29 protein-coding genes, 1 tRNA gene and 2 pseudogenes are annotated in these 26,988 nt (G+C 59.5%); 22 read left to right on the top strand and 10 right to left on the bottom strand.

Annotation, left to right across the window (positions count from 1 at the left end):
- Positions 1–485 precede the first annotated feature (485 nt).
- The 5 genes from GE543_RS03980 (at position 486) to GE543_RS03960 (ending at position 3,107) form a co-directional block, all read left to right on the top strand.
- Complete coding sequence (locus GE543_RS03980; RefSeq protein ID WP_096114176.1) at positions 486–1,607, top strand: J domain-containing protein; 1,122 nt, start codon at positions 486–488, stop codon at positions 1,605–1,607.
- Between the two features lie 117 nt (positions 1,608–1,724).
- A tRNA-Met gene (locus GE543_RS03975) sits at positions 1,725–1,801 on the top strand.
- A 336-nt stretch (positions 1,802–2,137) separates the two neighbouring features.
- A complete protein-coding gene (locus GE543_RS03970) occupies positions 2,138–2,368 on the top strand; it encodes a hypothetical protein (protein WP_046236387.1) in 231 nt (76 codons plus the stop codon).
- Positions 2,355–2,681 carry a hypothetical protein gene (locus tag GE543_RS03965; protein WP_153220836.1) on the top strand — a complete coding sequence of 109 codons (327 nt, stop codon included), beginning with the start codon at positions 2,355–2,357 and terminating at the stop codon, positions 2,679–2,681. The genes GE543_RS03970 and GE543_RS03965 overlap by 14 nt, the downstream gene beginning before the upstream one ends.
- A gap of 162 nt (positions 2,682–2,843) precedes the next feature.
- Positions 2,844–3,107 (top strand): hypothetical protein, encoded by a 264-nt coding sequence (locus GE543_RS03960; protein WP_046236434.1) that lies wholly within the window; start codon positions 2,844–2,846, stop codon positions 3,105–3,107.
- 157 nt (positions 3,108–3,264) lie between these two features.
- On the opposite strand, the gene GE543_RS27760 is transcribed toward GE543_RS03960, so the two are convergent.
- Positions 3,265–4,053 (bottom strand): methyl-accepting chemotaxis protein, encoded by a 789-nt coding sequence (locus GE543_RS27760; protein ID WP_370737602.1) that lies wholly within the window; start codon positions 4,051–4,053, stop codon positions 3,265–3,267.
- A 117-nt stretch (positions 4,054–4,170) separates the two neighbouring features.
- Positions 4,171–5,145 (bottom strand): annotated as a pseudogene (locus GE543_RS27755) (cache domain-containing protein); the annotation flags it as partial.
- A 172-nt stretch (positions 5,146–5,317) separates the two neighbouring features.
- Here GE543_RS27755 and GE543_RS27750 point away from each other — a divergent pair.
- Positions 5,318–6,544: pseudogene (locus GE543_RS27750) on the top strand (methyl-accepting chemotaxis protein); the annotation flags it as partial.
- Positions 6,545–6,583: 39 nt separating this feature from the next.
- Positions 6,584–7,447: a methyl-accepting chemotaxis protein gene (locus GE543_RS27745; RefSeq protein WP_371124103.1), complete on the top strand. Its 864-nt coding sequence runs from the start codon at positions 6,584–6,586 to the stop codon at positions 7,445–7,447.
- A gap of 63 nt (positions 7,448–7,510) precedes the next feature.
- On the opposite strand, the gene GE543_RS03945 is transcribed toward GE543_RS27745, so the two are convergent.
- Positions 7,511–8,275, bottom strand: a complete 765-nt coding sequence (locus GE543_RS03945) for an SDR family NAD(P)-dependent oxidoreductase (protein WP_046236383.1) — start codon at positions 8,273–8,275, stop codon at positions 7,511–7,513.
- A gap of 226 nt (positions 8,276–8,501) precedes the next feature.
- Here GE543_RS03945 and GE543_RS27320 point away from each other — a divergent pair, with 226 nt between their 5' ends.
- From GE543_RS27320 to GE543_RS03880, 13 genes are all read left to right on the top strand, one after another.
- Positions 8,502–8,630: a hypothetical protein gene (locus GE543_RS27320; protein ID WP_256664677.1), complete on the top strand. Its 129-nt coding sequence runs from the start codon at positions 8,502–8,504 to the stop codon at positions 8,628–8,630.
- Positions 8,631–8,772: 142 nt separating this feature from the next.
- Complete coding sequence (locus tag GE543_RS03935) at positions 8,773–10,041, top strand: OprD family porin (protein WP_153220832.1); 1,269 nt, start codon at positions 8,773–8,775, stop codon at positions 10,039–10,041.
- Between the two features lie 179 nt (positions 10,042–10,220).
- Positions 10,221–11,048: an NAD(P)-dependent oxidoreductase gene (locus GE543_RS03930; protein WP_153220830.1), complete on the top strand. Its 828-nt coding sequence runs from the start codon at positions 10,221–10,223 to the stop codon at positions 11,046–11,048.
- 42 nt (positions 11,049–11,090) lie between these two features.
- Complete coding sequence (locus GE543_RS03925; RefSeq protein WP_153220828.1) at positions 11,091–11,975, top strand: SMP-30/gluconolactonase/LRE family protein; 885 nt, start codon at positions 11,091–11,093, stop codon at positions 11,973–11,975.
- 57 nt (positions 11,976–12,032) lie between these two features.
- A complete protein-coding gene (locus GE543_RS03920; RefSeq protein ID WP_153220826.1) occupies positions 12,033–13,046 on the top strand; it encodes a TRAP transporter substrate-binding protein in 1,014 nt (337 codons plus the stop codon).
- 63 nt (positions 13,047–13,109) lie between these two features.
- On the top strand, positions 13,110–13,637 hold the full coding sequence (locus tag GE543_RS03915) for a TRAP transporter small permease (RefSeq protein WP_004402549.1): 528 nt from the start codon (positions 13,110–13,112) through the stop codon (positions 13,635–13,637).
- Positions 13,638–14,918 (top strand): TRAP transporter large permease, encoded by a 1,281-nt coding sequence (locus GE543_RS03910; RefSeq protein ID WP_003421655.1) that lies wholly within the window; start codon positions 13,638–13,640, stop codon positions 14,916–14,918.
- A gap of 84 nt (positions 14,919–15,002) precedes the next feature.
- On the top strand, positions 15,003–15,974 hold the full coding sequence (locus GE543_RS03905; protein ID WP_153220824.1) for a DMT family transporter: 972 nt from the start codon (positions 15,003–15,005) through the stop codon (positions 15,972–15,974).
- Positions 15,949–16,830: an aldose 1-epimerase gene (locus GE543_RS03900; RefSeq protein ID WP_153220822.1), complete on the top strand. Its 882-nt coding sequence runs from the start codon at positions 15,949–15,951 to the stop codon at positions 16,828–16,830. The genes GE543_RS03905 and GE543_RS03900 overlap by 26 nt, the downstream gene beginning before the upstream one ends.
- A 116-nt stretch (positions 16,831–16,946) precedes the next feature.
- Positions 16,947–17,177 carry a type II toxin-antitoxin system VapB family antitoxin gene (gene vapB, locus GE543_RS03895; protein WP_046270510.1) on the top strand — a complete coding sequence of 77 codons (231 nt, stop codon included), beginning with the start codon at positions 16,947–16,949 and terminating at the stop codon, positions 17,175–17,177.
- Complete coding sequence (gene vapC, locus GE543_RS03890) at positions 17,177–17,581, top strand: tRNA(fMet)-specific endonuclease VapC (protein ID WP_003408537.1); 405 nt, start codon at positions 17,177–17,179, stop codon at positions 17,579–17,581. Before vapB ends, vapC begins: the two co-directional genes overlap by 1 nt.
- A 224-nt stretch (positions 17,582–17,805) precedes the next feature.
- On the top strand, positions 17,806–18,318 hold the full coding sequence (locus GE543_RS03885) for a sigma-70 family RNA polymerase sigma factor (protein ID WP_003345995.1): 513 nt from the start codon (positions 17,806–17,808) through the stop codon (positions 18,316–18,318).
- Positions 18,318–18,980: a ChrR family anti-sigma-E factor gene (locus tag GE543_RS03880; RefSeq protein ID WP_003408532.1), complete on the top strand. Its 663-nt coding sequence runs from the start codon at positions 18,318–18,320 to the stop codon at positions 18,978–18,980. Before GE543_RS03885 ends, GE543_RS03880 begins: the two co-directional genes overlap by 1 nt.
- A gap of 22 nt (positions 18,981–19,002) precedes the next feature.
- On the opposite strand, the gene GE543_RS03875 is transcribed toward GE543_RS03880, so the two are convergent.
- The 3 genes from GE543_RS03875 to GE543_RS03865 all read right to left on the bottom strand — a co-directional run bounded on the left by GE543_RS03875 (position 19,003) and on the right by GE543_RS03865 (position 21,846).
- The gene (locus GE543_RS03875) at positions 19,003–20,259 is read right to left on the bottom strand and encodes a 3-phosphoshikimate 1-carboxyvinyltransferase (protein WP_153220818.1); all 1,257 of its coding nucleotides are present in this window, start codon (positions 20,257–20,259) and stop codon (positions 19,003–19,005) included.
- Positions 20,260–20,355: 96 nt separating this feature from the next.
- On the bottom strand, positions 20,356–20,838 hold the full coding sequence (locus GE543_RS03870) for a PAS domain-containing protein (RefSeq protein WP_003345989.1): 483 nt from the start codon (positions 20,836–20,838) through the stop codon (positions 20,356–20,358).
- Between the two features lie 3 nt (positions 20,839–20,841).
- On the bottom strand, positions 20,842–21,846 hold the full coding sequence (locus GE543_RS03865) for a response regulator (protein WP_153220816.1): 1,005 nt from the start codon (positions 21,844–21,846) through the stop codon (positions 20,842–20,844).
- Between the two features lie 265 nt (positions 21,847–22,111).
- Here GE543_RS03865 and GE543_RS03860 point away from each other — a divergent pair, with 265 nt between their 5' ends.
- Entirely contained in the window at positions 22,112–22,561 is a 450-nt protein-coding gene (locus tag GE543_RS03860; RefSeq protein ID WP_100072358.1) for an antitoxin Xre/MbcA/ParS toxin-binding domain-containing protein, read from the top strand.
- Entirely contained in the window at positions 22,558–23,019 is a 462-nt protein-coding gene (locus GE543_RS03855; protein ID WP_003408520.1) for an RES family NAD+ phosphorylase, read from the top strand. Before GE543_RS03860 ends, GE543_RS03855 begins: the two co-directional genes overlap by 4 nt.
- A gap of 8 nt (positions 23,020–23,027) precedes the next feature.
- On the opposite strand, the gene GE543_RS03850 is transcribed toward GE543_RS03855, so the two are convergent.
- The 4 genes from GE543_RS03850 to GE543_RS03835 are packed head-to-tail and all read right to left on the bottom strand — an operon-like array spanning position 23,028 to position 26,988.
- Positions 23,028–24,206, bottom strand: coding sequence for a cell division protein FtsQ (locus tag GE543_RS03850; protein WP_153220814.1), 1,179 nt, complete (start codon positions 24,204–24,206; stop codon positions 23,028–23,030).
- Between the two features lie 11 nt (positions 24,207–24,217).
- Positions 24,218–25,633 carry an MBOAT family protein gene (locus GE543_RS03845; RefSeq protein ID WP_153220812.1) on the bottom strand — a complete coding sequence of 472 codons (1,416 nt, stop codon included), beginning with the start codon at positions 25,631–25,633 and terminating at the stop codon, positions 24,218–24,220.
- Positions 25,634–25,651: 18 nt separating this feature from the next.
- Complete coding sequence (locus tag GE543_RS03840) at positions 25,652–26,326, bottom strand: alginate O-acetyltransferase AlgF (protein WP_153220810.1); 675 nt, start codon at positions 26,324–26,326, stop codon at positions 25,652–25,654.
- On the bottom strand, positions 26,323–26,988 hold the full coding sequence (locus GE543_RS03835; RefSeq protein ID WP_153220808.1) for an SGNH/GDSL hydrolase family protein: 666 nt from the start codon (positions 26,986–26,988) through the stop codon (positions 26,323–26,325). Before GE543_RS03835 ends, GE543_RS03840 begins: the two co-directional genes overlap by 4 nt.

Raw genomic sequence — 26,988 nt, 5'->3', positions numbered from 1 at the left:
ACATCGAGCTTGTTGCTGTACTCCTTGGTGATGACCCATGCGCTGCCCGCCAGCGGCAACATGAACAGCAGGAACAAGACCTGAAACTTGCGAGCAAAACCAAAATGTCCCATCAGGCGCATGCCTGGTGACAAAAGACTGTTCATGTCCTGCGACTCCCGGTGAACACCTGCCAGATCTGCAAAAACAGAGGCGATGCCTTTTGTTGGAAAAACACTAACAGCAAAATGCCATGTTCTTGTTTCAATGGCGATACGCGTCGCCTCAGATTGGTACGCAAAGTGTCGCCATTCATTGTTTTTGGCGTCAAAAAGCTTCTCAAACGCGCTATCTGGCACATCCAAGCAAGAACCGGACCGCTCGGCAGACGAAAAGAGTGCTTTACGGCAGCCATTTATTCATCCCGCAAAAAGGTCGAAAAAAGTAGACTGGGGAACGACAATCGACCAACACGCAGCAGTGCTCTCGCCATCAAGGAGGTCTTCATGACCACCCCACCCGCCTCGCCACGTATCGTCGCGCAACCGTCCAGGCCGCAATTGAGCGCCGGTCAGAAGAAATTCAATACGCTGATGGAAAAGCTCGAAGCCAGGCGCAAGCTTTTGCAGCAGTGGCTCTCGATTTCAACCACCTGCGAAAAGCTGTGGATCGAAGAACTGGTTCCGATGCTCGGTGAGCAGGCCGCGAACGGGATGAACAAGCTGCGCTTGCTTGACGTAGCTTTCGATCAGTTCCGCCTGGCCAAAAAAGACAGAGCCACGCTGCTCGAGATTATCTGCGACCTGACCACATCGCTCATTGGCGGCGAACACGATGAAGAACTCAAGCATCTCTACTTCAAATACACCGGCAACGACTACGACGAGGAGGAGCGCCTGCAAAGACAGCGGTTCAAATCATCGCTGGAAGAAGATCTGGGCGTGGAACTGGACGACGATGTCGACCTGGACTCCCTCGAAGACGTGACCCGGCATGTTGAAGAGAAGCTGAGAGAACAGGCCGAGCAGGCACAAGGCGCACAGAAGCCGAAAAAGCCGACGGCCAGCGAACTGCGTCGTGAGCAGGAAGAGGCTGAAGGCAGCCAGTCACTGCGCGAAATTTACCGCAAGCTGGCCAGCGCGCTGCACCCGGACCGTGAACAGGATGCCGATGAGCGCGAGCGGAAAACGGCGCTCATGCAACGGGTCAACGAGGCCTATGAAAATGACAACCTGCTGGCGCTGCTACAGATGCAAATGGAGATCGAGCAAATCGATCAGAGCCACATCGACAGCATCTCCGACAAGCGCCTCAAGCATTTCAACCGGATCCTGAGCGAACAGCTCAGAGAGCTGGAAGACGAGATCCACGATCGCAAGATGCTGATCCGGGAACAATTCCTGATGGACCCGTACGAGGACCTCAAACCCAAGACTGCCAACACAAAATGTGCCAGGCAGGTCAAAGCCATACGGGAGCATCTCGACGAGGAACAGGACGAACTGCAGTTACTGACCGACCCGAAAAGCCTTAAAGCCTGGCTCAGGGATCAACGGGAGATGGCCGAGATGCTGGAGAGAGTAGAAGAATTCGATGACCTGGAAATGCTGGAGACCCTGTTGCGCTGAAAGCCCGAAAAACCTGACTCCAACCCGGGCTTCGACCTAACCGGTTGATCGCACGCAATTATTTTTCACAACAACGCTTGACACATATGCGTTCTCCGAGAATAATGCGCGCCACTTGGCTACATAGCTCAGTTGGTTAGAGCATAGCATTCATAATGCTGGGGTCCGGGGTTCAAGTCCCTGTGTAGCCACCAAGTACCGATTCACAGTTTTCTTCTGATCACTGTGAATCAACAAGAAGCCCGCCTCGTGCGGGCTTTCTTGTTTCTGGCGATGCCTGCTCATCGTTATTATTCTCTCGGCTCCTCTCTGAAGACCCCGTTCCACGCTCCCCCCTCACATCCGCTCGGCAAGATCGTGCCAGCCATATCGGCCGCCGGCTTGAAATCATTCGTACCCTATCTTCCCTTGCTTGCGTATCGTGACACGACCTACCCTGCGCAAATTGCATGCTGGATCATCTGCCAAGCCTGCGGTGGCAACGATTTGATTTCGGGTGATTCGCTACGCAATCGGAGAAAGAAAGCGCTATGGAAGGCAACGATGTGATGCAACTCAAAATGACGGTTTCAAGGCTTCATCGGCTTGGAGTTGCAAATCTTGCTACCGTTCTGAATCTTAGCCAGGCGCTTCTGAGTGCAGATAGCCTCACGCCAGCAGCACGTGAAGCAGCGCAAATGGCTTTTGACAGTATTCAGGAGCAAATCGACCTGCTCAAGGAAATAGGCGAAATTGAGGGCGATGTCGATGTCGAGCAGTAATATTGATGTTCGGCTTCTCCAGGCTCAATATGAAAAGCTCAAAGGCCAAGGCGGGCCGACCGACCCACCTGGAGGTGATAGATTGGAAAAGCGTGTAGAAAAGATCGAATCAGCGATGTCCGAGATTCAGGTCAGGCTTATTCGAGTAGAGGCGAAGCTAGACGTCTCTGCCACAAAAACTGATCTTTCAGAGCTCGCAGTATCACTTCACAAGTCCATGAACGAGCAGACCTGGAAGTTCCTCGCTGGCGCCACGAGTATGGCGGCGCTATTTTCAGCAACAGCTTTCGGGCTTGCCAGGGCGCTCGGCTAACTCTTCCGACTAGGCACCGCACCGCACCGCACCGCAAAGTCTGGCCAAATGCCGGGCTTTTTTGCTCAGTACACTTCTTTGCCAATTCCGATTGTCAGGTATGAGCTATGCTCGAAAATGATGGCTCAAGACGAGCCAGCATTTCTCATGAAGGAGCAAAGCATGCGTAAATTCGTACTCTCAATGACTGCCGCCCTCTTCCTGGCAGGTGCGGTAGCGCCAGTCGCCTTTGCAGAGAGTGAACTGGAAAAGGGTGTCCGACACGATAACCGAGAGCTGGATAAGGGTGTCGATCATGACGCCAAGGAAGTGGACAAGGGTATGAAGCACGACGCCGACGAAGTCGACAAAGGTGCGAAGCATGACGACAAAGAGCGTCACAAGGCTGACAAGCACATCGATAAAGAGGTTAAAAAGGATCTCTGACCAAAAGCCTGCCACCGAGCAGGCTTTTTTAATGGGCGGATGACGCTGGACGGTCCAGCGGGTTTGCTGAAACATACATGCACTGATGCTTTTAATCCCTCATTCTTAAAGACCTGGCCACCTGTAAGTGGCCCGGCCTGGATCACTGGATATACGGTCAGATCTTGAAACTGTCGACCAGTTGCTTCAAACGCCCGGCCTGTTGCGAAAGCGCAGCACAGTCCTTGAGCGTTTCATTAAGGTTGGCCACGCCTTGTTGATTAAGCGTGTTGATCTGATTGATATCGATATTGAGTGTTTCGACAACAGCAGTCTGCTCTTCTGTCGCCGCAGCAACGGATTGATTCATGCCATCGATATCGCCAATGCGCCGTGTTACATCGCGCAGACGACTGCCCGCCTGATTGGCAACTTCGACACTTTCCTGACTCGACGTCTGGCTTTCATTCATGTTGAGTACGGCATGCTGAGAGCCGGTCTGCAGGCCGCCAATCATCTTGTGGATCTCGTCGGCAGATGTCTGGGTGCGATGCGCAAGGTTGCGCACCTCGTCGGCCACTACCGCAAAACCGCGTCCGGCTTCACCCGCGCGGGCGGCTTCGATGGCGGCGTTGAGGGCCAGCAGGTTGGTTTGCTGCGAGATGCCTTTGATGACATCAAGAATGTGACCGATGTTTTCGGTGCTGGCGTTGAGTTGCTCGATCTGCGTGCAGGAATCACTGATCTTGGCCGACAGCGCGCTCATGGCGTGGATGGTTTTCTCGACCACTACCTGACCGTCTTCAGCCTGGTTGCGGGCCTCACTGGCCTGGATCGAGGCGTCCGATGCGTTGCGGGCAATCTCCTGGGTTGCAGCACCCAGCTCGTTGATCGCTGCAGCGACGTTGTTGGTTCGGGCACTCTGCTCATCGAAACCGACGATGGACGAGTTGGAGGAGTTGACCACCCGTTGCGACAGGTCATGCACCTGAAGCGTCGCTGAGGAGACTTCGACGATGGACGCGTGCACGCGCTCCACGAACTGATTGAACGAACCGCCCAGTGCGGCGAACTCGTCCTTGCCCTGAATGCTCAGGCGCCGGGTCAGATCACCCTCGCCCTGAGCGATGTCCTGCATCGCACGGCCCATGTCGGTCAGCGGGCGCATCAGCGCACGAATGAGCAGGCTCAACAGCAACGCAATCACAGCCACTGCAATCAGCACGGCAACCATCGCCGAGCTGCGAAACTGGCTCAACGGCGCATAGGCCTTTTCCTTGTCGATCGAAAGGCCAATGTACCAGTCAGCCGAGGGCAGCCCGGTGATCGGGGTGAATGACAGCAGCCTTTGCTGACCATTGAGGGTCACCTCACGCAGGCGCGCGTCCAGGCTGACGGTCTGTCCGGGGTAGATGTCCTTGAGGTTTTTCATCACCTGTTCCTTGTCCGGGCTGACGATGATCTGTCCGTCGCCACTGACCAGAAAGGCGTAACCCAGCCCGCCGAATTCGACCGAGTTGATGATCTTTACCAGCGTGTCGAGACTCAGATCGCCGCCGACGACACCCGTGACCTGACCTGCCGCCTTGACCGGGCTGGCGATCGTTACCACCAGACCACCCACGGAAGCCTGATAAGGCGCGCTGAGAATGGTTTTGCCCGCGTCGACGGTGGACTTGTACCAGGGCCGTTGGCGAGGGTCGTAGCCTGCCGGCATGTCCACATTGGGCCGCTGGGTGAACGTGCCTTTGCTGTCACCGACATAGGTGAACTGAAAGGTCGATACCAGCGCAGACTGCGAGACCAGTCCGCTGAGGTCGGAATTGACCCCCTGAAAGGCTACGTTCTGGGTGAGATTTTCCAGCACCAGAATACGCCCGCTCAGCCAGTTCTGGACGCTGCTGGCAGTCAGTTGACCCGCCTGGCCCACGGAGGACTCGAGGTTCTGGTTGATCGTCTTACGTTGCAGGTAATCGTTGTACAAAGTGAACAGGGCGAACGCCAGCACCACTACACCGGCCGCGGCCAGCAGAATCTTATGACGAAACTTCAAATTCATGACAAGGCATCTCAACAGGACTGCTGGGAGCAGGCTCGGATGTCAGAGCAACTTGCGACACAAAAAATGTCATGCCCTGCACACACAATGAACCTACAACGGATAGGGTTTTAATCGTGTAAACACAGCCGAAAGTGTGCCGTTCCTCCTGGAATGCGGCGGTTCTAATTCAATGACTTACGCGGTGCTTTATAACGGTGTACCGGCGCAAATGATATGCCTGGAAAAAAATATTCGGAGCGTCGCGGAACTTTCTTTATTTTTTATTTCAGCTTGGCCAGTCCCTGCCGATAGTGTCTGTATACCTCACCCCGCCCTGACCTGTATGCCATACCTTTCAGGGAGAAGACCGTTTCAATGGCAGTTGTTGGAGAATTCAATGAGTAGCTGGTTCGCAAACATCAGCGTGAATATGAAACTGGCCCTTGGCTTCGGTCTAGTACTTGTTTTTACAGCCATTCTTGCTCTGACTGGCTGGACCAGCATGAGCGGGCTGATCAATCGCAGCAACTGGATGAGTGACATTACTTCACTCAATGCCCAGTTGACCAAACTGCGCGTGACACGCCTCCAGTACATGGTGGCCGATGGCGACGAGAAGGTTGCCGAAACCGTGCAGACCTCGCTGGACAGCTTCAAGGCGTATCAGGAAAAACTGCGCGCCTCGTTCAAAAGTCCCGAAAATCTGAAAATGCTCGATCAGTTGGGCATTGTGATCGCTGACTACCAGAAGTCCCTCAACAACATGCGCAGTGGCTACAAGGCCAGTACCGCTGCGCGTGATGAGCTGACGACCCATGCTGTCAAAAGCCTCGCGGTATTCGAGCAGCTTGTGACTGAAGTCAAAAACATGGACCCGGCTGACGCCAACCGCTTCGAGCAGTACCGACTCGTCACCGACGCAAAAGATGACTTGAGACTCGCACGCTATGAAGTGCGCGGCTACACCACCAATGCCACGCCCGAGACCGAGCAGGCAGCTGTTTCGAAACTGGATGCGGCCATCAAGGATCTGGACGTGCTCAAGGCGACCTTCAGCGGCACTCAGGCCGATCAGCTCAGGCAGCTGGAAACCTCGTTGATGGCGTACCGGACGACCTTGCAAAACTTCAAGGCCGCCACGGGCACGATTGTCCAGGCGCGCAAGGAAATGACCACGCAAGGGCAGGATATCGTCAAGATCAGCGAGGACATGTACAAGCTGCAACTGGATCGCCGCGATCAGGAAAGCGCACAGGCGCGTACCACGCAGATTGTCTGCACACTGCTGGCTATCATTCTGGGCATCATCGCCGCAGTCATCATCACCCGGCAGATTACCCGTCCACTGCAGGAAACCCTGGCGGTGGTCGACCGTATTGCATCCGGTGACCTGACCCATACCCTGGCCGTGACACGCCGTGATGAACTCGGCGTTCTGCAGCAAGGCATCCAGCGCATGGGCACCACCCTGCGCGAGCTGATTGGCGGTATTCGCGACAGCGTCGTACAGATCGCCAGTGCCGCCGAAGAACTGTCGGCGGTTACCGAACAGACCAGCGCTGGCGTCAACAGCCAGAAAGTCGAAACCGATCAGGTCGCCACCGCCATGCACGAGATGTCGGCGACGGTTGCAGAAGTGGCGCGTAACGCCGAACAGGCCTCGCAGGCCGCTTCCAACGCCGACCGCGAAGCGCGTGACGGCGACAAGGTGGTGGGTGAAGCGATCGCCCAGATCGAGCGTCTGGCCAACGAAGTGGGTCGCTCCGCCGATGCCATGACTCAGTTGGAGCAGGAAAGCGACAAGATCGGCAAGGTCATGGACGTCATCAAGGCGGTGGCCGAACAGACCAACCTGCTGGCGCTCAACGCGGCTATCGAAGCGGCCCGTGCGGGTGAAGCCGGACGTGGTTTTGCGGTAGTTGCCGACGAAGTCCGCGGCCTGGCACAACGTACGCAGCAATCCACCGTGGAGATCGAAACACTGGTCGCTGCATTGCAGAGCGGTACGCGCCAAGTGTCCAGCATCATGCTTAACAGCCGCGAACTGACCGTCAGCAGCGTGACCCTCAGCCGTAAGGCTGGCACGTCGCTGGGCAGCATCACGCAAACGGTGTCGAGCATTCAGGCGATGAACCAGCAGATTGCCGCCGCCGCTGAAGAGCAAAGCGCAGTCGCTGAAGAAATCAGCCGCAGCATCGTCAACGTGCGCGATGTGTCCGAGCAGACCGCTTCGGCCAGTGAAGAAACCGCTGCGTCCAGCGTTGAGCTGGCGCGCCTGGGCGGGCAGTTGCAGACGATGGTCAGCCACTTCCGGATCTGACCACCCTGTGTTGAAATCAAGCCCGGTCTTTACCGGGCTTGATTGTTTCTGCACTCCTGACCGTCACGCCTGTGGCGGCTGCCCGTTGGACGCCGACAGGCCACCATCGACTGGCAGGTTGACGCCGGTCACGAAGCGCGCGTCGTCGCTGGCCAGGAAGGCGATCACGTCGCCGACGTCTTCGGCTTCGCCCGGGCGACCCAATGGGATGCGCTCCATGAATTTGGCCATCAATGCTTTGTCACCCATCATGTCTTCGGTCAGCTCGCTGCGGGTCAGTGAGGGGCAGACGGCATTCACGCGCACGCCGTCAGCACCATGGTCCATGGCCAGCGAACGGGTGAAGTTGGTGATGGCGCCCTTGGCCGCGTTATAGAAGCTCATGCCCCAGTCGCCGCCCAGACCGGACACCGACGAGACATTGATGATGTTGCCTTTGCTGGCGATCAGTGCCGGCATGGCGGTGCGGGTGCAATAGAACACGCCGTCCAGGTCAACGGACATCAGCTCTTTCCAGTCCTCTATGCCCAGCTCGGTCACTTTGCCGGACTTGACGATGCCGGCATTGTTGACCAGCACATCCAGACGCCCGAAGCGGGTCGCCACTTCCTTGAACAGCGCTTCCACGTCGCTCGGGTCGGCCACATCGGTGGCTCTGACCAAGTGCCCTTCGCCTTTCAGTTGCGCGGCTACTTTGGCCAGCTTGTCGCGATTACGGCCGACCAGCACGACACTTGCGCCTTCCTCGGCAAAACGTTTGGCGGTCGCTTCGCCGATTCCGGAACCGGCACCTGTGACGACGATGACTTTCTGGGTGAAACGATTCATTCGGCAGTCTCCAAAAAATGAACGGGATTATCGGGTGGACTGCACACCCGCCCGCAGCGTTCACTCGCATTTAATTTTGCTTTCAAGAGCGCTGTAAATGGCCGGTGAATCGTTAAACCTCGACCATGGGTGCGTTGACAACGCGGCGACGGTCTGCAAATAATCCCCGTAGTTGTACGACAACCTATAACGCCAAAAATAAAAACAACACCGAGGCCAGTCCATTATGAACATTCACGCCGCGCCTGCCCGCCCGATCAGTAAAGGCTCAATCACCGAAGCCTTGATCAGTGACACCTCGTTTACTGAACACTCGCACTTCCAGACACCCTTCTCGATTCACAACATTCGCTGAAACACAGCGAACGGTACTCGGCCGCCTGCAGGTCGAGGCCATGCCTGGCGACAGGCATCACGTAATCCTCGAAGGTGTCGGCCGCCGCTTGCGCGCGGCCAGGAAAGGGGACGGTTTCACTAAACAAGGGAGCACAACAATAATGACATCTCACACTACCCGCTCACGCATCCTGCTGGGCGTCGGCGGCATGACGCTGATTTTCCCGATGCTCGGCATGGCCGAGGGTTTCGTCGACGACACCAAGGCCACGCTCACCCTGCGTAACGCCTACTTCAACCGTAATTTCACCAACCCGGCTTTCCCGAACAGTACGGCGCCGCAGAACAAGGCCGAAGAGTGGACACAAAGCTTCATTCTCGACGCCAAGTCGGGCTTCACCCAGGGTGTGGTGGGTTTCGGGGTTGACGTGCTGGGGCTGTATTCGCTCAAGCTCGATGGCGGCAAGGGTACGGGTGGCACTCAGTTGCTGCCGATCCACAGCGACGGTCGTCCGGCCGATGATTTCGGGCGCCTGGGCGTGGCGGGCAAGGCGCGGATTTCCAAGACCGAACTGAAGGTCGGCGAGTGGATGCCGGTGCTGCCGATCCTGCGCTCCGATGATGGTCGTTCGTTGCCGCAGACGTTTCGCGGTGGCCAGGTCACCTCCAAGGAGATCGACGGCCTGACGTTGTACGGCGGGCAATTCCGCGGCAACAGCCCGCGCAACGATGCGAGCATGGAAGACATGTCGCTGAACGGGCGAGGCGCATTCACTTCGGACCGCTTCAACTTCGGCGGCGGCGAGTATGTCTTCAACGACAAGCGCACTCAGGTAGGCGTCTGGTACTCGGAGCTGCAGGACATCTATCAGCAGCAATTCTTCAACCTGCTGCACAGCCAGCCGCTCGGCGACTGGACCCTGGGCGCGAACCTGGGTTACTTCATCGGCAAGGAAGACGGCAACAAACTGGCCGGCGACCTGGATAACAAGACGGCCTACGCGCTGCTCTCGGCCCGCTACGGCGGCAGCACCTTCTATGTCGGTCTGCAGAAGCTGACTGGCGACACGGCGTGGATGCGCGTCAACGGCACCAGTGGCGGTACGCTGGCCAACGACAGTTACAACTCCAGCTACGACAACGCCAAAGAGAAATCCTGGCAGCTGCGTCATGACTACAACTTCGCGACGCTGGGTGTGCCCGGTCTGACCCTGATGAACCGCTACATCAGCGGCGACAATGTGCACACCGGCAACATCACTGACGGCAAGGAATGGGGCCGGGAGTCTGAACTGGCCTATACCGTACAAAGTGGTGCGCTGAAGAATCTGAACGTCAAATGGCGCAACTCCAGCCTGCGTCGTGATTTCAGCACCAACGAATTCGACGAGAATCGCGTGTTCGTCAGCTACCCTATTTCATTGCTTTGAAACCGGTGGCAGAGCCTGTCGGCCACGGCAGGTTTTGCCTTGTTACAAATGTATCCGGCCAAGTGCGTGCCCAGTCCGTTTTTAGACCTTGGCCGCGTTGACAATCAGCGTATGCGGTGCCGATAATCCGGCAAGTCATACGACAACAGATGACAAAAATAACAATCGGGACTTCTCTCATGGCATCGGCTCATACCACTCAAACTCCCTTCAATCGCCTCCTGCTGACCGGCGCGGCAGGTGGCCTGGGCAAGGTATTGCGCGAAACTCTGCGCCCTTACACCAACGTGCTGCGGCTTTCTGACATTGCCGAAATGGCGCCCGCTGTCGACGACCGTGAAGAAGTTCAGGTCTGCGACCTGGCCGACAAGGATGCCGTACACCAGTTGGTAGAAGGCGTCGACGCGATCGTGCATTTCGGCGGTGTATCGGTCGAGCGGCCGTTCGAGGAGATCCTCGGCGCCAATATCTGCGGCGTGTTCCACATCTACGAAGCGGCCCGCAGGCACGGCGTGAAACGCGTGATCTTCGCCAGCTCCAACCACGTGATCGGTTTCTACAAGCAGACCGAGACCATCGACGCGCACTCCCCTCGCCGCCCGGACAGCTACTACGGTCTGTCCAAGTCCTACGGCGAAGACATGGCCAGCTTCTACTTTGATCGCTACGGCATCGAAACCGTGAGCATCCGCATCGGCTCGTCGTTTGCCGAACCGCAAAACCGCCGGATGATGAGCACCTGGCTGAGCTTTGCCGACCTGACCCAGTTGATCGAGCGCTCTCTGTACACGCCAGACGTGGGCCACACCGTGGTCTACGGCGTCTCGGACAACAAGACCGTCTGGTGGGACAACCGCCTGGCCAGCAAACTGGACTACACCCCGAAAGACAGCTCGGAAGTTTTTCGCGAGAAGGTCGACGCCCAGCCGCTGCCGGCAGCCGATGACCCGGCAATGCTCTACCAGGGCGGTGCCTTTGTGGCCTCAGGACCGTTCGGCGACCAATAAGCAGCGCTTTCCTCTCGCAGCACTCTGGAGACACGAACCGTCATGGATGCCGAACTGATTGTCGATGCACAGAACGCCACCGGCGAAAGCCCGGTCTGGAGCGTGCGTGACCAAGCGTTGTACTGGGTGGATATTCCCAAGGGCGAGTTGCATCGCTGGGACTTCAGTCAGGACAGCACGCGCAGCTGGAAAGCGCCGCAGATGCTCGCCTGTATCGCCGCCGACAGCCGCGGCGGTTGGATTGCGGGGATGGAGAACGGAATCTTTCATTTGCAGCCCTGCGAAGACGGCAGCCTGATCAGCACGCTTCTGGCCAGCGTCGAACACGCGCAGGCTGGCATGCGCTTCAACGATGGCCGCTGCGACCGACAGGGCCGTTTCTGGGCAGGCACCATGTTCATGGACATGGCCGCCGGTGCAAGGGTGGGTGCGCTGTATCGCTACAGTGCCGGCCAGACCACGCTGGACGCGCAGCTCAAGGACTTCATCGTCCCCAACGGCCTGGCGTTCAGCCCCGACGGCAAGGTCATGTACCTGTCCGACTCACACCCCAGCGTGCAACAGATCTGGGCCTTCGATTACGACACCGACAGCGGCACGCCACACAATCGCCGCCTGTTTGTCGACATGAACCATCACCTGGGTCGTCCCGACGGTGCGGCGATAGACACCGACGGCTGCTACTGGATCTGTGGCAACGACGCAGGCCTGATTCACCGCTTCACCCCCACCGGCAAACTCGACCGCTCGCTGGTCGTGCCGGTGAAAAAGCCAGCCATGTGTGCCTTTGGCGGCCCCAATCTGGACACCCTGTTCGTGACGTCGATTCGCCCGGGTGGCGATATTGGCGATCAGCCGCTGGCCGGTGGCGTGTTCGCCCTGCGACCTGGCGTCCAGGGCCTGGAGGAACCCACGTTTCAGGGCTGACAGCGCCCTACCGAAAATCCCGTAGCTCGACCAAAAATAACAAAATCGGAGATATCCATGGATTTCAAACGCAAGCTTCTCATCGCAGCACTTCCGCTGGCCTTCTGTGTATCAGGCATGGCCCACGCTGACGTCAAAATCAAGTTCGCCGAGGTTCACCCTGCTGGCTATGCGCCGGTCGTGGCAGAACAGAACATGGGCAAGAAACTCGAAGAACAGTCCAAGGGCGAGATCAGTTTCAAGATGTACGCGGGTGGCGTGCTCGGCTCCGAGAAGGAAGTCGTCGAACAGGTGCAGAGTGGTGCCGTGCAGATGACTCGCGTCAGCCTCGGCATCGTTGGCCCGGTCGTGCCGGACGTCAACGTTTTCAACCTGCCGTTCGTGTTCCGTGATCAGGCGCACATGCGCACCATCATTGATGGCGAGATCGGTCAGGAAATCCTCGACAAGATCACCAATTCGCAATTCAACATGGTCGCCCTGGCGTGGATGGATGGCGGCACCCGCAACCTGTACACCAAGAAGCCGGTACGCCAGATTTCCGACCTCAAAGGCATGAAAATCCGCGTTCAGGGCAACCCGGTGTTCATCGAAACCATTAACGACATGGGCGGCAACGGCATCGCCATGGCCACCGGCGAGATCTTCAGCGCCCTGCAGACCGGCGTCATTGACGGTGCGGAAAACAACCCGCCGACGTATTTCCAGCACAACCACTACCAGAACGCCAAGTTCTTCACCATGACCGAACACCTGATCCTGCCCGAGCCCATCGTGATGGCGAAAGCCACCTGGGAAAAGCTCAACCCCGAGCAGCAGGCGCTGGTGAAAAAGCTCGCACGTGAAGCGCAGATGGAAGAGCGCGTGCTGTGGGACAAGTCGACAGCCGATGCCGAGACCAAGCTCAAGACTGCTGGCGTGGAGTTCATCACGCTGACGCCTGAGCAGAAGAAAGCCTTCTACGACGCGACCCAGCCGGTACGCGACAAATTCGGTGCGCCCTACAAGGATCTGATCAACCGCATCGAAGCGGTCCAGACCACTGCGAGCACCCCACAAGCGGCCCAATAAGCCTGTCCCGATCAAGCAGCGGGAACGAGCACCAGCTCGTTCGTCGCCGCAGTGGTGAGCCTTATGAAAAATACGCTATTGCGCATCAACGACACGCTTTACCGGGTCTGCATCGGCATTGCCGGTCTGTCGGTGTTGATCATGACCCTGATCATCCCCTGGGGCATCTTTGCCCGCTACATCCTCGGCAGCGGTTCCAGCTGGCCGGAACCCACCGCCATCCTGCTGATGGTGGTGTTTACCTTCTTCGGCGCCGCCGCCAGTTACCGGGCCGGTGCGCACATGGCCGTGTCGATGGCCGTGGACCGCATGCCGCAACAGGTGCGCAGAGTTGCCGGCGTGGTGGTGCAGATTCTGATGGCGATCGTCGCCCTGTTCATGATCTTCAAGGGCTTCAAGCTGTGCGCCACCACCTGGAATCAATTCGTCGGCGAACTGCCGTTTCTGCGCGTCGGTATCTCTTATCTGCCGATCCCCCTCGGCGGTCTCGTGACCCTGGTCTTCGTCCTGGAAAGGCTGTTGCTGGGTGACCAGAGTCATCGCGCGGTCATGCGTTTCGACGTCATTGAAGAAAGCGAAGGTGCCGCATAAATGGACGCTTTTATACTGTTGGGCAGCTTTATCGCGCTGATCCTGATCGGCATGCCGGTGGCCTACGCGCTGGGCCTTTCAGCCCTGATCGGCGCCTGGTGGATCGACATCCCGGCCGATGCACTGATGATCCAGATTGCGGGCGGCGTGAACAAATTTTCGCTGTTGGCAATTCCGTTCTTCGTACTGGCCGGAGCAATCATGGCCGAAGGCGGCATGTCGCGACGCCTGGTCGCGTTTGCCGCAGTGCTGGTGGGCTTCGTGCGTGGCGGCCTGTCGCTGGTCAATATCGTGGCTTCGACCTTCTTCGGCGCGATTTCAGGTTCCTCGGTGGCCGACACGGCCTCGGTGGGCTCGGTGCTGATCCCGGAAATGGAACGCAACGGCTACCCGCGGGACTTCTCGACGGCAGTGACCGTCAGCGGCTCGGTGCAGGCGCTGCTGACGCCGCCCAGCCACAACTCGGTGCTCTATTCGCTGGCGGCAGGCGGCACGGTGTCGATCGCATCGCTGTTCATGGCCGGGATCCTCCCGGGCCTGCTGCTCAGCGCAGTGATGATGGGCCTGTGCATGATCTTCGCGCGCAAGCGCAATTACCCCAAGGGTGAAGTGATCCCGCTGCGCCAGGCACTGAAAATTGCCGGTGAAGCGCTTTGGGGCATGATGGCCATGGTCATTATTCTCGGCGGCATTCTGTCGGGGATTTTCACGGCCACCGAGTCGGCAGCCATTGCCGTGCTCTGGGCGTTCTTCGTCACCATGTTCATCTACCGCGATTACAAATGGCGCGATCTGCCCAAACTGATGCACCGGGCGGCACGCACCATTTCCATCGTGATGATCCTGATCGGTTTTGCCGCCAGCTTCGGTTACATCCTGACGCTGATGGAAATCCCGATGAAGATCACCACCGCGTTCCTGACCCTGTCGGACAACCGCTACGTGATCCTGATGTGCATCAACGTGATGTTGCTGCTGCTCGGCACGGTCATGGACATGGCGCCGCTGATTCTGATCCTGACCCCGATTCTGTTGCCGGTCATCGTTGGCGTCGGTATCGACCCGGTGCACTTCGGCATGATCATGCTGGTCAATCTGGGTATCGGGCTGATTACCCCGCCGGTGGGCGCGGTGCTGTTTGTCGGTGCCGCGGTGGGTAAAGTCACCATCGAAGCGACGGTAAAAGCGCTGGTACCGTTCTATGTCGCGCTGTTCCTGGTGCTGATGCTGGTGACCTACATTCCTGCCATCTCGTTGTGGCTGCCGAGCGTCGTGCTCTAAAGTCTTCTGTTGCAAGGCTGCCGGAGCGCTTGAAAGCGCTCCGGCATGCACTCCTGTTGTCCAGCCAAGGAGGCTGGTTTGCGTATGTCTGCCCCTGCCCTGTTTCCGCGCCACATTGCTGTGCTGATTCTGGCGCTGCTGGCCTGTTCGTTTGCCGGCAACCACATCGCGGCACGCATTGCCTTCGATCATGACACCGGCCTGCTGCTGGCCATTCTCTGTCGCTCCGGCGTGACCTTGCTGGCGCTGACCAGTCTGGTGCTCTGGCAGCGCGAAAGGCTCAGTCTGCCCGCGAGTACCTGGCGCTGGCAGCTGCTTCTGGGGCTGCTGATCGCCACTCAAAGCTTTTGCATCTACTCGGCGGTAGCGCGTATTCCGGTGGCCCTGGCCTTGCTGGTGGTCAATGTTTCGCCGATCCTGCTGGCGTTGCTGACCTGGGCACTGGGCGGTGCCCGGCCGACGCGGCGTGCCGCAGGCCTGATGGGCCTGATTCTGTTTGGCCTGACGCTGGCGCTGGACGTGCCACAGCGCCTGTCGAACCCCGGCAGCAGCGAGCCGCAATGGCTGGAGGGTGTCGCCTACGCGTCGACCGCTGCGGTGGTGTTCGCCTTTGCGCTGTGGATTACCGATAACAAACTGGCCGGCATGCGCGGCAGCGTACGCAGCATGCTGACCATGGCCGTGGTGTTCGTCGTCGCGGCCATTGCCGGCAGCAGCGGCGTGCTGCCCGGTGGCGTGGGTCTGCCGACGAGTTCTGTCGGCTGGACCGCACTGGCCAGTCTGGTGGTTTTGTATGGTCTGGGTTTCTCGCTGCTGTTCATCTGCATGGCACGGCTGGACATCGCCCGCAACGCGCCAGTGATGAACATCGAGCCGGTGGCCAGCCTGCTGTTTGGCTGGCTGATTCTCGATCAATTGCTCAGCAGCGGTCAGGTGGTCGGCGGGCTGATCGTCGTCAGCGGTATCGTGCTGCTGACCTGGCGTCGCGCCCAGTCGCCTGACTCCCAATCATCCAGAAAGGCTTTGAAGCATGTCCACGAACGTACTGACCCTTGAAGATGGCCTGACCCGTCTGACACTGGCCCCCGACATCGGCGGCAGTATCGTCAACTGGATCGTCCTGGCCAGCGGGCAACCCCTGCTGCGCGCCAGCGACGAACAGGCTCTGGCGGCCGAGACGCCCCGTCGGCTGGCCTGCTACCCGCTGGCGCCGTGGTCGAACCGGATCGGCAACGGCGGTTTCGAGACACCAGACGGCTGGCTGGCCCTGGAGCCGAACAGCGCCAACGACCCGCTGCCGATTCATGGCAGCGCCTGGCAGCAGGCATGGACCGTCATCGAACAGAGCGCTGAGCAGGTCTGCCTGCAACTCGACAGCCAGACGCCATTCGCCTACCGCGCGCACCTGCGCTACACCCTGCACGACGGCAAACTGAGTATCGAACTGACCACCACTCATCTGGACAGCCGCGCCATGTGGCACGGCCTGGGCTTGCACCCTTACCTGCCACGCACGCCTTACACACGCTTGCAGGCCAAAGCTGCGCAGGTCTGGCTGTGCGACGAGGCAGGTTTGCCGAATGAGTTGCAGGATCTGCCCGCCGAATGGGACTTCCAGCACAGCAACAGGCTGCCCGAAGCACGGCTGGACAACGGTTTCACCGGCTGGGATGGCCAGAGCATCATCAGCCAGCCGGATCTGGGCTATGAATTGCACTGCCAGGCCACCGGCAGCGATTACTTTCTGGTGTTCTGCCCACCGGGGCTGGATTTCTTTTGTTTCGAGCCGGTCAGCCACCCGGTCAACGCCCATCATTTGCCAGGACGGCCGGGGTTGAAGCTGTTGCGGCAAGGGGAATCAGTGACGCTGGAGTTCAGTCTTCGTTACAAGGACCTGAAGCGGGGGTCATGAATAAGTGTCCTGGTGCCTCATTTCAAGTTACAGAACGGGCCGGGATATCCCGTTGACATATCCCCAAAAAAACACATTCTTATTCATCCGATACATCAGCCAAGGATGAATCACTCATAGAACAATCCAAGGTCTTCAAAAGCAATCGAAGCCAGGCTGTCCGACTGCCAAAAGCGGTGGCCTTGCCCGACGACGTGAAACGTGTCGATGTCGTAGCCGTGGGCAGAACCCGCATTATTTCCCCCGTCGGTGAAATGTGGAACAGCTGGTTCGATGGTGAAAATGTCAGTGATGATTTCATGGCAGAGCGCGGACAACCAGCCGAACAGCAGCGCGAATCGCTCTGATGCTCAAGTACATGCTTGACACCAATATTTGCATTTTCACTATAAAGAACAAGCCCACTTCGTTACGTGAAGCCTCCAACCTCCATCACGGACAGCTATGTATCAGCGCGATCACGTTGATGGAGCTTGTCTACGGCGCAGAAAAGCCTTTGAGCCCCGAAAGAAACCTTGCCGTTGTAGAGGGTTTCACAGCGCGTCTTGAAGTGCTCCCTTACGACAGCGACGCTGCGGCTCATACCGGCATGATCAGAGCCGAACTGGCTAGATCAGGCACACCGATCGGCCCGTACGATCAAATGATTGCAGGACACGCCCGCTCTCTAGGCCTGGTGGTGATCACTAATAATCAGCGTGAATTCCGACGCGTCGAGGGGCTGCGAGTAGAAGACTGGGTAAGCCAGTAACGCCATCCATAAACGCAACATCTGCCACATCCTTCGCAACAGCCCCCCTGTGATCCACTCCCCACCCCGTTACGTAACACCTCTGCATCGCGAACCAAACCCACACAATAGTGATCAGAAGGTGGATCATGCGCATAACTGCCAGTCTCAGGACCTTCTGTCACTTGTCCCCCTCTCACAGCGAATCGACAATCACCCGACTTTGGATCGATGAAGTCACCGCCGTGGCCCGCCAGAGGGACCGCGACAGCTTCATGCGCATTTACGATCACTTCGCTCCGCGCCTGTTGCGCTACCTCACCGGGCTGAACGTGCCAGAAGGTCAGGCCGAAGAGTTGGTGCAGGAGGTGCTGCTCAAACTGTGGCACAAGGCCGACTCGTTCGACCCGGCCAAGGCCAGCCTGGGGACATGGTTGTTTCGCATCGCACGCAACCTGTACATCGACAGTGTGCGCAAGGACCGTGGCTGGGTGCAGGTGCAGAACTCACTGGAACAACTCGAACGTCTGGAGGCTCCGGTAGATCGAACACTCGATTACAGCCAGCGCCAGGAGCAACAACTCAACATCGCCATCCAGAACCTGCCCGCCGATCAGGCCCGAGTGTTGCGAATGTCGTATTTCGAAGCGCTCAGCCACCGGGAGATTTCCGAACGCCTGGGTATGCCGCTCGGTACGGTGAAGTCCTGCCTGCGCCTGGCGTTTCAAAAATTGCGCTCGCGGATAGAGGAATCATGATGGGTCCACAACATCATCCGGACGACGCCACGCTGGTCAGTTATGCCGCAGGGGCGCTGTCGCAGGTCATCTCGTTAGTCACTGCCGCGCATCTGGAACGCTGCGCCGAGTGCCGGGCGCGGCTCAGGCAGGCCGAGGCGATTGGCGGTGTGTTGATGCAGCAGCACACCAGCAGTGTGGTGCCGCTCAAGGGCAGATCGGCCATGCTGGCGCGGCTTGACGAGCAGCAAGCGGGACTTGTACCCGCCCTGCACTCGATGCCGGCGGCCAATCAGGACCCTGACCTGATGCCGGTCTGCATGCAGGCGCATTTTGGTCGACACCTGAGCACGCTGAAATGGAAGACCCTGATCCCCGGCGTACAACGAGTACGCGCCGAAGGCATCGAACAGGGCAACCTGATGCTGCTGAAAATCGCCCCCGGCGTGAGCATGCCGGTCCACAGCCACGAAAGCGGCGAGATGACCATGGTCCTCAAGGGCGCGTATTACGACGTGCAGGGAGAGTTCGGACTCAACGATGTGGCCGACCTGGACAGCCATATCCATCACCAGCCCATCGCCTACCCTGACCGGGAATGCATTTGCGTGCTGGCCACTGAATCGAAGCTGCGTTTTCAGGGACTGCTGGCGCGGATGATGCAGCCGTTTTTCGGGATTTGAAAAACGGCTGCGCCCATGCCTGTCAGCGCTGAATGTTCACACCCAGCGAAGACAGTGCATCCCAGTAGCCTGGGTAGGTCTTGCCGACGCAATCAGGGTCGAGAATGCGGATGCCGGCGATCTTCAGGCCCGCCAGCGCAAAGCACATGGCGATACGATGGTCGGAGTGGGTGTCGATCAATGCGTCGACCGTAGTGCCTGCCAGCGCCGGGTTGGCGTTGACGATCAGATCGTCACCCTCTTCGACCGCCAGGCCGGGTGCGATAGCGCACAGGCCGTGGGACAGTGCCGAGATGCGATCGCACTCCTTGACCCGCAGGTTGGCGATGCCGACAAAGCGCACCGGTTGACGATTGAAGGCGGCCAGTACGGCCAGCGTCGGAATCGCGTCCTGCATCTGCGAACCGTCGATCACGGCCGGCATGTTCGGGAAGCTGGCGATGATCTGGCTGGCCAGCGCATCGGGTTGCGTGAACGCGTCGCTGGCCACGCCCAGGTCGATAGCGCCCTCGGTCAGCGCTTGCGCAGCCCACAGGTAGGTGGCCGCCGAGGCATCCGGCTCGATGTGGAAATCCGTAGCGCGATAACCTGTAGCCGAGACTTTCCAGGCGGCGTCGCCGATGGCCTGAACCTCGGCACCGAACGCCTGCATGGCCACCAGCGTGAGGTCGAGGTAACCACGTGCGCCGATCTCGCTGCCTGTCAATGCAACTTCCACAGGCCCCTTGCCACAGGCACCGGCCATCAGCAGTGCCGACACGTATTGGCTGGACAGGTTGCCGTCGATTTCGATACGACCGGCCTCAAGACCGCCCTTGCCCTTGATCGCCACCGGCGGGCAACCGCTGGGTGCGCTGACCTCCACGCCCATGCGCTGCAAGGCATCGGCCAGCGGGCCGATCGGGCGCTTGCGCATGTATTCGTCGCCATCGACCACGAAGTCGCCTTCGAAGTTGGCCAGTGCCGCGGTCAGAAAGCGTGTCGCCGTCCCTGCGTTGCCGAGGAACAGCGCCTGCTGAGGCGCCTGCCAGTGCCCGCTGCTGGTGACCACGAAGGTGCTGTCATCCGGCTCGTCGACCTGCACGCCCATCAGACGCAAGGCTTCGGACATCACGCGCGTGTCGTCACTCTTCAGCGCGCCGGTCAGGCGGCTGGTGCCTTTGGCCAGCCCGGCCAGCAACAATGCCCGGTTGGTGATCGACTTGGAGCCCGGCGGGCTGACACGCCCGACCAGCGGGCGCTCGACAGGCAAAACAGTGAGGGTGGCTTGAGGTCGCATGATGTCCCTGAGCGTCAGCGGAAAAATCGCGATCCTAGCACGAGCGGGATCAAGCCCGCAGTGCCGGTTTCATTCATCGCCAAGCCCGGGCGCGGGTCAGCTTTTCGCTGAGCCCGACAGTTGCTGCAGCTTGTCGTTGGCCGCCAGCAACTGATTGCGGTTGGCCGCGACGTCGGTGACGTCATAGATCACCAGACACACATGGCTGATCGCCCCGGTGGTCGAACGCAGCGGGAACAGTGTGGTGTTCTGATACATGAACTCCTCCTGCCCGGTGATCGGCTGATAGTTCTTGAAGCGCACCAGATACGGCCGCTGCTCCCAGATTGTGAACGCCGGTGTGCCGAGGGTCACGACATTGTCGATTTTCTTGCTGAACCACTTCGCGTTGACCTCCGGAAAAATCTCGAAAAAGGTCTTGTCGACTGCCACGTAGGGCACCACGCCGGAGCGGTTTTCCATGAAGGTATTCCAGACCGTCACGCGGTAGTTCAGGTCCAGCACCACGATGCCTACGTCAATGTTCTGCGTGACGGCCAGCAACCAATGAAGCTCGTTGATTTCAATAGCGTTGCTCATGGGTCAGCTCATCATGTAGGCGAGTTTTTTGGTAAGCAGCTCGACCGAATCTTCGGTGAACAGCATCAGCAGATCGAAATGCAGATTGTGGCCTTCCACGCTGTAACTGATTTCGACCGCCAGGGTCTTTTTCCAGCGCTGTTGATTGATGCGGATAAGTTCGTCGATACCGCCCTGCGCACCCAGCAACTGTGGATGGCCTTGCGAAAAGGCAATGTCGATCTGTTCGGCAATCCCGCTCAGGCAGGCGCCGATCAGGATCGTGGACAGGTCGAGCAGCATCTCCATGTCGGAACTGTCGGAGTGATCGCCGCCCATCAGCTGCGAGATTCCGGAGATCTCCGAATCATGAAAAATCAGCAGCGCCTCACCAGAGATACCGCCACCGATGTAGCCCTGACACACTGCGGTCAAACGCTGATCGCTGTGAGCATCGGCCAGCGCCATGTGCAACTCGCCGACTTCAAGCATATTGACGTTGGGCACCGGCAACTGCACGAACACGCCCAGCACCTTGGCCAGCAACGCCGCTGCACGGCCCATGGCGACGTTGACGGTTTCGCGGAAGGCATCCTGAAAGCTGATCACCCCGCCCTTGTTGTTGAGGGCTGGCAGTGCAACCGGCGACACCGCAGGCTTGCCCAGCAGCCCAAGGCGCTCCAGTGTACTTTTCAGTTCGTCCGGGTCGGCAGGTTTTTTCAGAAACGCCAGCGCGCCCAGCTCCATGACCCGACGGACGGCTTCGTCCTGCACGTCGCCCGACACCACAATCACCTTGGCGTCGAGGTTTTCGGCACGAATCGCCGTCAGCGTCTGGTAACCGTCCATCACCGGCATGGTCAGGTCGAGCAGGACCACCTGGCCCTGACCTTTACGAATCGCTTCCAGGCCTTCCTGCCCCTGGGTGGCCAGCGTGACCGACACATCCCAGTCTTCAGGTAGCGCGCGCAACAGCTGCTTTCGCGCCATGTTCGAGTCATCGCATATCAATAGCGCAAGCGTGGACATCGTGTGGTTCTCACTGCAGGAAAATCAGGCTGACCGCGGCGGACAGCACGTATACGTTTGGCGGCACCATCGGAAGCGACTGACTTCGAGCCTATAACGCGAGATCAGCAGCATCCAAACTAAACCTATAGCTTAAGTCGGTGATTTTTGGAGTTTCTGTAGTTTTATTCGCTATTAGTTGCCGTGAATCACTATCGCGACGTCTGAAACGTGCCTATTATCAATTGATAGATTCAATAGCAATCATTCGATAGGCAGGTGTGCCATGTCTTTGCCCATAAGCGACTACCATCCGGCCCTGCCCCGGCAGGACGATTTCTGGCAACACCTGGGTATCCCCGCACGAGGTGCGCGGCTTTACTCGGCGCTGCATGACGGCTTGCCGTATGAAGTCTTCGAACGTCTGGCGCATTACACCGACCTGAACCGCTCGACCCTGGCCGAGCATCTGGGCATCGCGCCGGCAACCTTACAGCGACGCCTCAAGGTGCGCCGCTTCAATGCCGAGGAAAGCGATCGGCTGTTCCGCCTGGCAGCGGCGTACAAGGCGGCGCTGGACCTGTTCGAAAACGACGCCGAAGCGACTCGTCTGTGGCTGGCCAACCCGGTCTACGGGCTGGGCAATCGCAGGCCGCTGGAAATGCTCGCGACCTCGGCGGAGGCTCAGGCAGTGCTCGACCTGATCGGCCGCCTGGAACACGGGGTCGTGGCGTGATAGCGGTCTATCGACTGGTCAAGCGCAAATGGCTGGCGCAGGCCTTCGACGGTGAAGGCGCCAAGCTCTATGGCGGACGCTGGAACAGCAAGGGCAACGCCTGCGTGTACTGCGCGGGCAGCGAGTCACTGGCCCTGCTGGAAGTGCTGGTGCACCTGAACAACGCCACTGTGGCTCAGCACTACACGATGCTTGAACTGCAGATTGCCGAGGAGCACGTCCTCAATGCGCGCCCTGACACCCTGCCCCGCGACTGGCGCGAAGAGCCCGCGCCACCGGCAACCGCCTCGTTCGGCGACGACTGGCTGGCCTCCGCTCAAAGCCTGGCACTGGCGGTGCCCAGCGTGATCATCCCACGCGAGTCCAACTACCTGCTCAACGTCCAGCACCCGGAGTTCAGGGCCGTTGTGGCGACGGCGAAAGAGCTGGAGTTTGTGGTCGATCCGCGTCTCAAATAATCCCGGCCTTATTTCACGGCCGTGGTTCCCGGTGTTGCTGTGGCACTGCGCTCGACAGGCTCGATAACCACATAAGGCGTCTGCAGATCCCGCTCGGGGATTTCCCATATGAGCAGTTTGGGCGGCGTCTGGCGGAAGGCCGGGTTGTCGAAGTAGACGTTGGCAGCGCCCGAGAACTCGCCGCCGTCCCTGGCGAAGTTGCCAATCGGGGCGCCGAGTTCGCGCTGTAAAAACCCGACAAAACCCGAATTGCGCGAGAACGACGTGCCGATCAGCGCGACGTTGGGCAGGTTGCTGTCGCCGAACAGGTCGTCAAGGTTATCGCCGCCCGCCGCTGATTCACTGGCAAGCTCGGTGATCTGCGTGGCGGCTACGCTTTGCGGCGCAGGTTGTAATGACGATGGCAACCAGTCGAGCCCGGCGAGGCGTACCAGATCGCCGGGGCGTTCGGCAATGGGTAACGTCTGAATCTGGAATTGACGCTGCGGAGTGGCCTGAATGCCGGCTTTTTGCACCTGCAAACCGATGGCTCTGGCGGCGCTGTTGGCACCACTCTCGCTCCAGTGCGTATCGGTGCGCAGGTAAGCTGCTTCGCCCAGCGGTTGCAGGGGCGCGGTCAGGTCCAGGGCATCGACGCCTGCCGCTTGCAGGTCTTGGGTCCAATGCTGGACACGGGTCTGCAATACGTCAGGCCGATAGAGACCGCACAATCGGGTTGCGGCAATGCGGCTCTTGTCCGGCACCACGGCGACCAACAATTCGATGCCGCGTTTTTTGAGGCTGCGCTGCACAGCGATCACCGCCAGGGCCTTGCGCTGCGCATTGGCCTGCGCGTCGCGGTTGAGCCTGAACTCATCGGTCAGGAACAACCAGCCCGGACACCCCTGGCGGACACGTGGGCCGGTGTCGTGGAATAGCAACCAGCTCGCGCCGCGCTCGATATCGGCCGCATGCCGGGCCAGAAAAGTCCCGGACAGCTGTTTGGCCAGTTGGTGAGTCACCTCGCCGTGCAGCGCTGCGTCGAGGGTCAGCGGCTTGGGCAGCAGCTCGACCTTGCCGCTGACCAGCAGCATGCCTGAGGCGAGCAAGCCGACGCCGAGGAGCAGCGCCAGGGTAATGCCCGCCACACCACAGGTGCGCACGGCCAGTTCACTGGGTGGAGGCGGTACAGCAGACGGAGTAGTCATGGGCGCCGGCCTCAGAATTGGAAGTACAGAAACGGAACCGTTTCGCGGCTGGCAATCAGCGCGAACGACAGCAGAAATCCGGCCACCGGCCACAGCGCGGCGCCATAGACGAATAGCGTCCGGTTGCCAAAACGCTGCTCACAGCGAGCCTGCAGCAGCGGTGCGAGCACACAGGCCACGCCCAATAACGCGGCCATACCGTGTGCCGGGCGCAAGGTCACGGCCAGCGCATCGCCCAGGCCCAGGCCGTGCAGGCCGAACTGCCCGGCGTACATGTTCATCGCGGTGGCAAAGTCCGGGGCGCGAAACAGCGTCCACGCCAGGCACACAAACAGCAACGTCAGCAGGTGCGCCAGCGGTCTTGGAACAGCAGGCAGATTCGAGCGCGACCAGGCGCGATCGACGCACAACGCCACGCCATGTGCCGCGCCCCAGAGCAGGTAATTCCAGCTGTCACCGCCGTGCCACAGACCGGCGATGGCCATGGTCAGGAACAGGTTGCGGTAGGTGTTCCAGACGCCGTGCCGATTACCGCCCAGCGCGATGTACAGGTAGTCGCGCAGCCAACTGGACAGCGACAGGTGCCAGCGTCGCCAGAAATCCTGAATACTGCGGGCCAGATAAGGCCGGTTGAAGTTTTCCGGAAAGTGAAAGCCGAGCATCAGTCCCAGGCCGATGGCCATGGCGCTGTAACCGGCGAAATCGAAGAACAGTTGCAGCGAGTACGCCAGGCAGCCAAGCCACGCATCGATCAGCGACGGGGCCGGCAAGTGAAAGGCCACATCGACCAGCGGCGACAGGGTATCGGCCACCAGCACCTTCATGCTCATGCCGATCATGAAGCGCCGCGCGCCCAGGGCGAAGTTCTGCCGGGTGAAGTAACGCTGCACCAGTTCACGGCGCACCCAGTCGTAGCGAATGATCGGCCCGGCAATGGAGTGGCCGAACATCGAAATGTAGGTCGCATAATTGATGAAGCTGCGCTCGACCGGCACGGTATGCCGGTGTACGTCCACCAGATAGGAAATCGCCTGCAAGACGATGAACGACAGCCCGGCCGGCAGCGCCACACGCTGCCAATCGAGCGGCATCGCGCCATACCAGGTGATCAGCTCATTCCAGGTGCCGGCGACGATGTTGGCGTACTTGTACCAACACAGCACAGCGGTGTTGAACACGATCAACGCCACCAGCAGCCGCACTCGCCCTTTCGAGCCTTGCCGCGCCCGGTCGACCAGCAGACCGCCGACCCAGGCCACCACGGTCAGCAGCATGTGCAGCGCCAGAAACAGCGGGCTCAGCCAGCCGTAGAACAACCAGCTGCCGATCAACAGGACGACATTGCGCCACGCCGCGGGGCTCGCCGTGTAGGCCAGCAAAAAAGCGGGCAGGAACACCATCAGAAACTCGAGCGAGGCAAATACCATGACGACGACAGAGCCTGATCAGTTGGACAACGTGTCCGTGGCCGACAGCAGGCGCGGGCCTGTGGCGGAAGGCACCAGCAACACGCTGTAGCGCTCGCCGGCCTTGAGCTCGCCCAGGTCCAGCGGCGCGCCGACAGCGGCGTTGGCGCAAACCAGTTGCACAGAAAGGCTGACCGGGTTGATCGAACGACGTTGCTGGGTGCCCGTAGGAACCGCTTTGAACAGGTCGGCGCTACGACCGGCAGGACGCAGGCTCGCCTCACTGCACCCGGCATCCAGGCTGAAGAACGCCAGCGAGGCTTTCAAACCGTTGAAATCATCGGGTTGTTCGCGGACGGTCACCGGCTTGAGGCCACCGTCGGCCTGCGCAGTCAGTACGACGGTGGCGAACTCGCCGGGTTCGACGCTGACGTCCATCGGCAGCTTTTTATCGCCGCTGACCAGCGTGCCTTTTATCGAGCTGCTGGCCTGCACCGGGAAAAACAGTGAAACCGGTTTTGCGCTGTCCAGTTGCAACGGCGCCTGGCCTTCACGGGCGATCACTTGCAGCGGCGCGTTGGCGGCATTGACGAAGCGAATGAACGCCGAGTCCTGCGCAGGGCCGGTGGGATACAGGGCGATGTCGGCCGCCTGCGCTTGCACGCCCAGCAATACGGCAGCCGCACTGGCGGCCATCAGGCGCAAGGCGATCATTGCCTGGCTCCTGCTGCGCTGACGCTGCTGACCGGCAGTTTGCCCAGTGCATCACCAATCGCGGTGCCCCAGGATTTGTAACCGGCCACGGTAAAGTGCTGACCGTCGGTGGTGATCCACTGGCCTGGCGTGGAAAAGCTCAGCGAGTCGATATAGGTGCAGGGTGCTACGTTGGTGGCCAGGAACTGCGACATCAACTGGGTCCGCGCATCGTTCTTCTGGTACATGCCGCCGGCCTTGCCCCACGCCGGGCCGACCCACGCACACTTGGTGCCGGTGGCGGCGATGGCCTTGGTCAGGCCGGTCACGCTCTGCCACGCCCAGGCCTTGGGAAACGAAGGCTTGTCGTACGAAGCCATGGTGTCACCAATCACGATGACCACCAGGTCGGGCTTGTCGGCAGCGATCAGTTCGCCAATCGGCGTGGTGGTCGCGTCTCGGCCCTTGATGACGATCTTGCCATCGCCTTTCTGTTCGGCGCCGCAATCGACTTTCTTGCTGATCAGCCAGTCACCGGCACTGGCCCCGCAGGCGCCAATCGAATGCACGATCGCACCCTGACGGGTCAGGTTGTCATGCAGCGGCTCCATCAGGTGGTCGGCCAGACTCATGTGGCTTTCTCCCAGGACCAGAAGGGTCATACCGGCAAGAACGGAAGGCAT

The organism is Pseudomonas sp. SZ57 (assembly GCF_009495975.1).
In the GTDB taxonomy this organism is placed as follows: domain Bacteria; phylum Pseudomonadota; class Gammaproteobacteria; order Pseudomonadales; family Pseudomonadaceae; genus Aquipseudomonas; species Aquipseudomonas syringae.
Note: the sequence above shows the minus strand (reverse complement) of the source record. Positions and strands in the feature narration are given on the sequence as shown.